Origin of the sequence: uncultured Blautia sp., from assembly GCF_902497045.1 — a bacterium.
Taxonomy (GTDB): Bacteria; Bacillota; Clostridia; order Lachnospirales; family Lachnospiraceae; genus Blautia_A.
Genome location: NZ_CABVDF010000153.1, coordinates 1 through 6,884, shown reverse-complemented (window position 1 = coordinate 6,884; position 6,884 = coordinate 1). Strand labels below are relative to the sequence as shown.

Annotated in this window: 7 protein-coding genes and 1 pseudogene; 4 read left to right on the top strand and 4 right to left on the bottom strand. The window is 42.1% G+C overall.

Annotated elements, in window-relative coordinates:
• Nucleotides 1-549: 549 nt before the first annotated feature.
• Entirely contained in the window at nt 550-1,350 is an 801-nt protein-coding gene (locus RDS42_RS10695; RefSeq protein ID WP_308783662.1) for a GH25 family lysozyme, read from the bottom strand.
• A gap of 180 nt (nt 1,351-1,530) precedes the next feature.
• Between RDS42_RS10695 and RDS42_RS10690 the strand changes: the two genes are divergently transcribed.
• A complete protein-coding gene (locus tag RDS42_RS10690; protein WP_308783661.1) occupies nt 1,531-2,160 on the top strand; it encodes a nucleoside recognition protein in 630 nt (209 codons plus the stop codon).
• Here RDS42_RS10690 and RDS42_RS10685 read toward each other — a convergent pair.
• Complete coding sequence (locus tag RDS42_RS10685) at nt 2,139-2,918, bottom strand: HD domain-containing protein (protein WP_308783660.1); 780 nt, start codon at nt 2,916-2,918, stop codon at nt 2,139-2,141. The two genes, RDS42_RS10690 and RDS42_RS10685, sit on opposite strands and share 22 nt — an antisense overlap.
• A 319-nt stretch (nt 2,919-3,237) precedes the next feature.
• On the opposite strand from RDS42_RS10685, the gene RDS42_RS10680 reads away from it, so the two are divergent.
• Complete coding sequence (locus tag RDS42_RS10680; protein WP_308783659.1) at nt 3,238-4,560, top strand: MATE family efflux transporter; 1,323 nt, start codon at nt 3,238-3,240, stop codon at nt 4,558-4,560.
• A 5-nt stretch (nt 4,561-4,565) separates the two neighbouring features.
• On the opposite strand, the gene RDS42_RS10675 is transcribed toward RDS42_RS10680, so the two are convergent.
• Together RDS42_RS10675 and RDS42_RS10670 are read right to left on the bottom strand one after the other, a co-directional pair.
• Nucleotides 4,566-4,781 carry a helix-turn-helix transcriptional regulator gene (locus RDS42_RS10675; protein ID WP_308783658.1) on the bottom strand — a complete coding sequence of 72 codons (216 nt, stop codon included), beginning with the start codon at nt 4,779-4,781 and terminating at the stop codon, nt 4,566-4,568.
• Nucleotides 4,782-4,808: 27 nt separating this feature from the next.
• Nucleotides 4,809-5,450 (bottom strand): hypothetical protein, encoded by a 642-nt coding sequence (locus tag RDS42_RS10670; protein ID WP_308783657.1) that lies wholly within the window; start codon nt 5,448-5,450, stop codon nt 4,809-4,811.
• A gap of 223 nt (nt 5,451-5,673) precedes the next feature.
• On the opposite strand from RDS42_RS10670, the pseudogene RDS42_RS10665 reads away from it, so the two are divergent.
• Both RDS42_RS10665 and RDS42_RS10660 read left to right on the top strand, forming a co-directional pair.
• Nucleotides 5,674-6,066 (top strand): annotated as a pseudogene (locus tag RDS42_RS10665) (LD-carboxypeptidase); the annotation flags it as partial.
• A gap of 81 nt (nt 6,067-6,147) precedes the next feature.
• Nucleotides 6,148-6,684: a hypothetical protein gene (locus RDS42_RS10660; protein ID WP_308783663.1), complete on the top strand. Its 537-nt coding sequence runs from the start codon at nt 6,148-6,150 to the stop codon at nt 6,682-6,684.
• Nucleotides 6,685-6,884: the final 200 nt, after the last annotated feature.

Sequence of the window (6,884 nt, the reverse complement as noted above, 5' to 3'; positions counted from 1 at the left end):
TTGTTTTATAAAAGTTAAAATGCCGTATTTATGCGGCTTGTGGCGTTTCGCAAACGCCTATCAAATAAATCCGGAAGAAAGGAGAAGATACTTTCTATGGCTCCAAAAATAAAGGAGCAAAAATAGCTTACAAGAATACTGGAGCAAAACACAAATAAAAGTAAAGAAATAACAGATACAATCTTTCTTTTTATTTTTGTTTTCTGTGAAATATAGTTTATGGGCTTATTTAATATCCCGGCCACAATGAAAGCAATGATAAAGGGAATCAAGACTGGTATCATATGTTTTCCCAAAAAGAAAACAACTGCGGTGATAATGAACCAGTATGAGAACCGGATTACAAAGTTTCTTTGGTTTTCTACTTTTGAAATATTTTCCTGCATGGTACCTCCTGAAAGTTTTAAAGTGATTGTTTTTAGATGAATTTATGAGACTGATTTGTTCTTATACATCATAAACTGTACAGTTGCTGTAATGTCAATAGAGTTTTATATATTTTTGCCTGTATGGATCAGAAAGTGCAGGGCGCTGTTATGATAAGAGTTTTTATCTGGGGATCTTCAAAGTATTTCCTGCATAGATAAGATCCGGATCAGAGATATGATTCAGCTCTGCCAGTTTCTGTACGGTGGTGCTGTATCTTTTGGCTATGGAGGTCAGGGTGTCTCCGGATTGAATGGTATAAAGAAAATAATCTGAAGGTTTCGGATCGTCATGGTCAGGACAGTGCGATCCACTGGACTCCGGCCGCACCGGATATGTTTGATAAAATACGTCAAGATCTACGTTTCCGGAAATTCCGGGAACCTGACCTTTGGAGCTGTACTGCCAGCCGATACCTGCAGGCGGACGCAGAGATTCTACCAGAGTTCCCCGGTCGTTATAGGGATAAGCTGCCAGCCAGTAATCGTAGGGAAGACTTTTGGTGTCCAGGACATGATAATACCAGTCAGTATTGTAGTAGATGCCAAAAAGATATCCGCCGTCAAGAATAACGCGGCGGAAGGCTTCTACAATCCTGGTGATGGCAGCAGAACCAAGCGTGCGCTGACGTGACCATTCCAGATCATAAAAAACAGGAAAATCAAGAGGCCGTCCGTCTAATATCTCCAGGACTTTTCCTGCTTCTTCCCGGGCCTGAGATTCGTCCAGGGCATAGCTGTATTTGTAGACGCCGATTCTTATGCCGTAATAATGCAGACCTTTATAATTTTTTTCAAAAGAGGGATCTGCTTTATTTTCGGATTGAGTAGTACGCAAAATAGCAGCTTTGATCCCGGAATCTGCAATTGCGGAATAGCTGGTAACAGGGTTGTAGGAGCTGAGATCAATTCCTTTTATTTCCATGTCTGCCTCGGGAAAGAGAATACTTTATTTTAATGTATGCGTGATGTGATAAAGAAGTGAAAATAAGTTTTGAGATTATGTCCTGACAAAAATATAGAAATCGAGATATGTTCAAAGAACAGGATTAAAGAAAAGCAGTGCAGCATAAGATATGGAGAAAACACAGCTCAGGTGGCAGAAATGACATATTTATGGGGCAGTATGCTTCTGCTGGGAATTTTATATGGAGGACTTACAGGCAATCTTCAGGAGGTAACAGAAGCGGTAGTTTCCTCGGCAGAGGAGGCAGTCAGCCTCTGTATCGCCATGGCGGGGATTACCGCTATGTGGACCGGGATCATGAAGATAGCGGAAAATACCGGGCTGGTTTCACAGCTGGCAGAAAAAATGCGTCCGGTACTGAAGTTTCTGTTTCCGCGTCTGGAGCCGGATTCTCCTGCCGGCCATTATATTTCTCTGAATTTTTTATCAAATTTATTTGGTATCTCCTGGGCCAGTACAAGCGCCGGACTTTCTGCAATGAAGGAGCTGGCTGTTCTGGAAGAAAAAAGGAAGAAGGAAAAAACGGCACAGGGAAAAGGCGAACAGCTGCGGACGCCTCCTGCTGCCAGTCGGGAGATGTGTACCTTTCTGATCATCAATGTTTCTTCTTTGCAGCTGATCCCTGTGAATATTATTGCCTGCCGTGCCAAGTATGGAAGTGTGAATCCTACGGCTGTTGTAGGCCCTGCCATATTGGCAACAGCGGTAAGCACGGCAGTGGCAGTAATATTTTGTAAGATTATGGATCACAGAAAGGGAGATTCCTGAAATTCCATGACATAATTTTCGGCATGTTTTTGTATTTCCTGCATTTTCCGGGCCGTATCCGGATCGGAATAGGGAACTCTTTGGATCAGACGCTGGATGTAGTTGTTTTCTGCAACAATATCCATACTTTCCCGGAAATTAAGATCAAAAATATGGACAATGTAGGATACCCAGTAATCCATTTTTGTGATACGGTCTGAGGACAGGATTGTACTGTTTCTGAAAACTGTTTCATAGATCCCGGGGGAGATTTTCAGAGTTCCTGTTTCTTCTTCTGTGATTCCCATAAAGGTCATAAAGTCGTCCTCCAGTTTTACCCGGAAGTTATCCAGCTTGTCTGCGTCACGGATCAGCTTTGCATGAAGCAGGGTGCGGGGATCAGAGACGTCCTCCAGGATAAAATCACTGTGTTTCGCAATGGCAGTACGAATGATATCGTCCCACTGATCTTCATTGAGAAAACGGCGGATCATACTTTCCTGAAAAAGGATTTTTACACCATAGGCGGCGTGATCCATAGTGGAAGGCTCAAAGCTGTCAAACTGTTTTAACTGTTCAAAGCGGCCGATATCGTGAAGAAGAGCAATGATCTTTGCCAGTTCTGTATCCTCCGGTCCTAGGTTTTTTCTGCGGCATATTTCCTCTGCCTGACGAACGACGCCATAGGTGTGGACGATTTTTAATTTAACTTTATCATTATTCTGGTCATAATCTTTCAAATATTCCTGAAAGGCATGAGCGGCTTTTGCAAAATCCATAATCTGACTCCTTTTTTGATTTTTATATTTACATCTTATCATTTCTGACATCAGAACACTACTGTTAAAAATATGGCATATGAATGCACGGTCCACACAGAACATTACTGTGAAGATCATGAACAGTAATACTTGACGGGAAGTTTAGAAATGTGATATCATACCACCTGAATAAAATAAAAGAAACGATCCCTCTGCCACCGGGTAAGAGGAAAAAGACGTCAGTTTTTTCGCCGTAGGTCTTAGAAAGCGAAAATGCTGGCGTTTTTATTTTTCACCGGGAAAACAGGGGGTATCGTCAGGAGATAAGGGAGGTCTTATGAAAAAAACATCATGTCTGGGAGAATTTATGAGGTATACCAGTCTTAATGTTCTGGGGATGGTCGGTCTGTCCTGCTATATACTGGCCGATACTTTTTTTATAGCCAAAGGACTGGGCTCAAACGGGCTTGCTGCTTTAAATATCGCTATTCCCGCTTATAGCTTTATGCATGGCTGCGGAATGATGCTGGGAATGGGCGGAGCCACCAAATATTCTATTTTCCGCGGACAGAAAATGGAAAAAGAGGGAAACAGGATATTTACCAATACCGTATATCTGGTTGGAATTTTTGCCCTGATCTTTGTACTGCTGGGGCTTGGATTTTCCGGAAAGATTACTGGTCTTCTGGGAGCAGACGGACAGATTTTCGGGACAACTGAAATCTATCTCAAAACCATTCTTCTGTTTGCTCCGGCTTTTATGGCAAATGATTTCCTGTTGTGTTTCGTTCGTAACGATGGTGGTCCGGGACTTGCCATGACAGCTATGCTGACCGGAAGTTTTTCCAATATTATTCTGGATTATATTTTTATTTTTCCTATGGAAATGGGGATGTTTGGAGCTGCTTTCGCAACAGGTCTGGCGCCTGTGATCAGTATCGGAGTGCTTTCCAGACACTGGTTCGCCAGAAAAAATAATTTTCATTTTCATCCGGAAAAACCGGATCTGAGGCTGACGGGAACGACATTTTCATTGGGAATCCCATCCCTGATCTCAGAACTGGCGTCCGGGATCGTGATCATTGTTTTTAATTTTCTTATCCTTGGGATCAGAGGAAATCTGGGAGTTGCAGCTTATGGCGTAGTAACGAATATTTCATTGGTGGTGACGTCTATGTTTACGGGAATCGCACAGGGGATGCAGCCGATCGCAAGCCGCTCTTATGGAAAAGGAGACGCAGAAAGTACCAGACAGATCCTGCGCTATGCCATAGTAACCCTGTTGGGTACGGCAGCGGTGATCTATGGAATGGTCTTTTTCCTTGCATCTCCGATTACAGCGGTGTTTAACAGTGAAAATGATCTTCAGCTTCAGAAGATCGCAGAAGAGGGGCTGAAACTGTATTTCCTGGCAGCGCCGTTTGTAGGATTTAATATTGTGTCTGCCATGTTTTTTACCTCTACAGAACAGGCGCTTCCGGCACAGATTATTTCTCTTCTCAGGGGATTGGTGGTGATTATCCCGGCAGCCTTTATTATGTCCGCACTGCTTGAAATGTGGGGTGTATGGCTGTCTTATCCGGTGACGGAAGGGCTTGTATCTGTGTTTGCATTGATCGTACTGATAAAAAACAGAAAAAGATATGGAGCAGCAGCTTAAAAGATTCAGGGACTTTCATCCGGAGTATATTCCAGAATATCTCCGGGCTGGCAGTCAAGCTCTCTGCAGATGGCATTAAGGGTTGAAAAGCGGATTGCACGCACCTTTCCCGTTTTCAGGTTGGAAAGATTCACATTGGAAATGCCAACCCTTTCTGCTAGTTCATTCAGAGAAATTTTCCGGTCTGCCATAACCCGGTCAAGTCTTAAAACAATTGCCATTTGTGTCTCTCCTTATATGGTCATATGTTACAGTGTTTCATCCGATTCCTGCTGAAGCTGCGCGCCGTACTGGAAAATAAAAAGCAGGGCATAAAGGATAAGTATGGGCAGCAGCTGATTTATGTTTATGGTAAAAGACGGTTTGCCTTTCATGAGAAATACAGTGCCGAAGAGGTCAGTAAAAACAGAAGCCAGCGCCCAGGGAATCATGGCGATTTCCAGTTTTTTCAGGCCGTTGATGATTTCCGGGTCAAAGGGGGAACGGCAGTACCGGATAGTTCTGCACAGCTTTCCGCTGTAGCGCAGCACTACATAGCAAACAGCAAAGCATATCACCAGCAGCAACATAAGCATTCCGGGATCATTCAGGGAGTACGCCTGATGCTCGCCCCAGTAGATGCGGCCGTTTTCAGTTTCTTCAGAATGATTCAGGGTGATATCTCCTAATTCCGCGTTGAGAAGATTCATGGATTCCAGCCGGGAGTCTGTTTCAACCATTATTTTGTCAATGAAATTGAATGTAACATGACCTTTGGGAATATAGCCCCAGGTAAAAAGTCCGATGAGCGATACTGTAAGTAAGAAAATAAAAAATGCTTTCAGTATGCGGATGATGATGACACCGGCATGTCCCAGTCTGTTGATTTTGATGATAACAGAGTTTTCCATATTCGTGCCTCCTTTACATAAAATATTATGAATATCATATAAGATTTAATGTTTATCGTTAATTTTATGATAACAGAGAGAATATCCTATGTCAATAATAATGTCGTTACAGAAACACATTGTGTTCCCTGTTTTATTGTGATATGCTGAAAATATCAGCAGGTGGTGATAAAGGTTATAACAGGCAGCGAGTTTAAGATCAACGAAAAAGAGGAGGAGATAAATGAGTGTGTTAATGAAGGCAAATAAAATAAGTGGGAAAATAACAATAGGAGTGTTTTCGTCTTCCTCCCCTGTTTCCGCAACAGTTCCGGTGAGGTATGAACGTGGAATTGCATACCTGAAATCCAGAGGATATGAAATTGTAAATGGGAGTTTGTACAGAAAACAGGATTCTTACAGATCAGGAACTATTCAGGAGCGGGCGCAGGAATTTAATCAACTTTTATATAACGAAAAGGTCTAGATTTTGATGGCTTCTATCGGAGGGAACAATACAAATTCCATTCTTCCGTATATTGATTATGAATATCTGAAAAAACATCCGAAAATCATTATAGGGTATTCTGATACTACGGCTTTGCTTCTTGCTGTTTATGCAAAAACAGGTCTGGTAACATTCTATGGACCTGCGGCAGCCTCTTCCTTCGGGGAATTACCGCCTTTTGTGGATTGGACATTTAAGTATTTTGAATCCATGATAAAGAGTGAGATAACCTGTCCTTATGATTATCAGATGCCGGAGTTCTGGACGGATGAAGTGATTAAATGGGATGACCAGAACCGTTCAAAAGAACAGTACAAAAATGACTGGATATGCGTAAAACCGGGAGTATGCCAGGGAAGACTGATCGGTGGAAATTTGAATACCATGGAAGGATTTTTTGGTACAGAATATATGCCTGAGATAAAAAAAGGGGATATTTTATTTATAGAAGATTCCCTGAAAGATGCCTGTACCATTGAGCGATCCTTCTCATTGCTGAAGCTTGCAGGAGTATTGGACAGGGTAAGCGGGATTATTCTGGGAAAACATGAAAAATTTGATGATAATGGAACAGGCAGAAAACCGTATGAGATTCTGCAGGAGGTGATGGGCGAAACAGAGATTCCGATTCTGGCAGAATTTGACTGCTGTCATACCCATCCCATGTTTACCTTGCCTATTGGCTGTCAGGTAAAGCTAGATGCAGAGAAGAAAAGGGTTTCCCTGTTGGAAAGTCCTCTGGAGTGAATAAAAATATTATAACAATAAGCAAAACTTTATGGTTATTTAATTGTTCTGCACCGTACATTATGTTACCATAAAGTCAGCACCGTTTATGGAGCCGCTTACTTAAGATAAACTTCCATAAAATAAAATCCCGATTTAAAGAATGGAAGCAGCTGAAAATCTTAACAGGTGGTGATAAATTTGGGTAAAAAAGATACGAT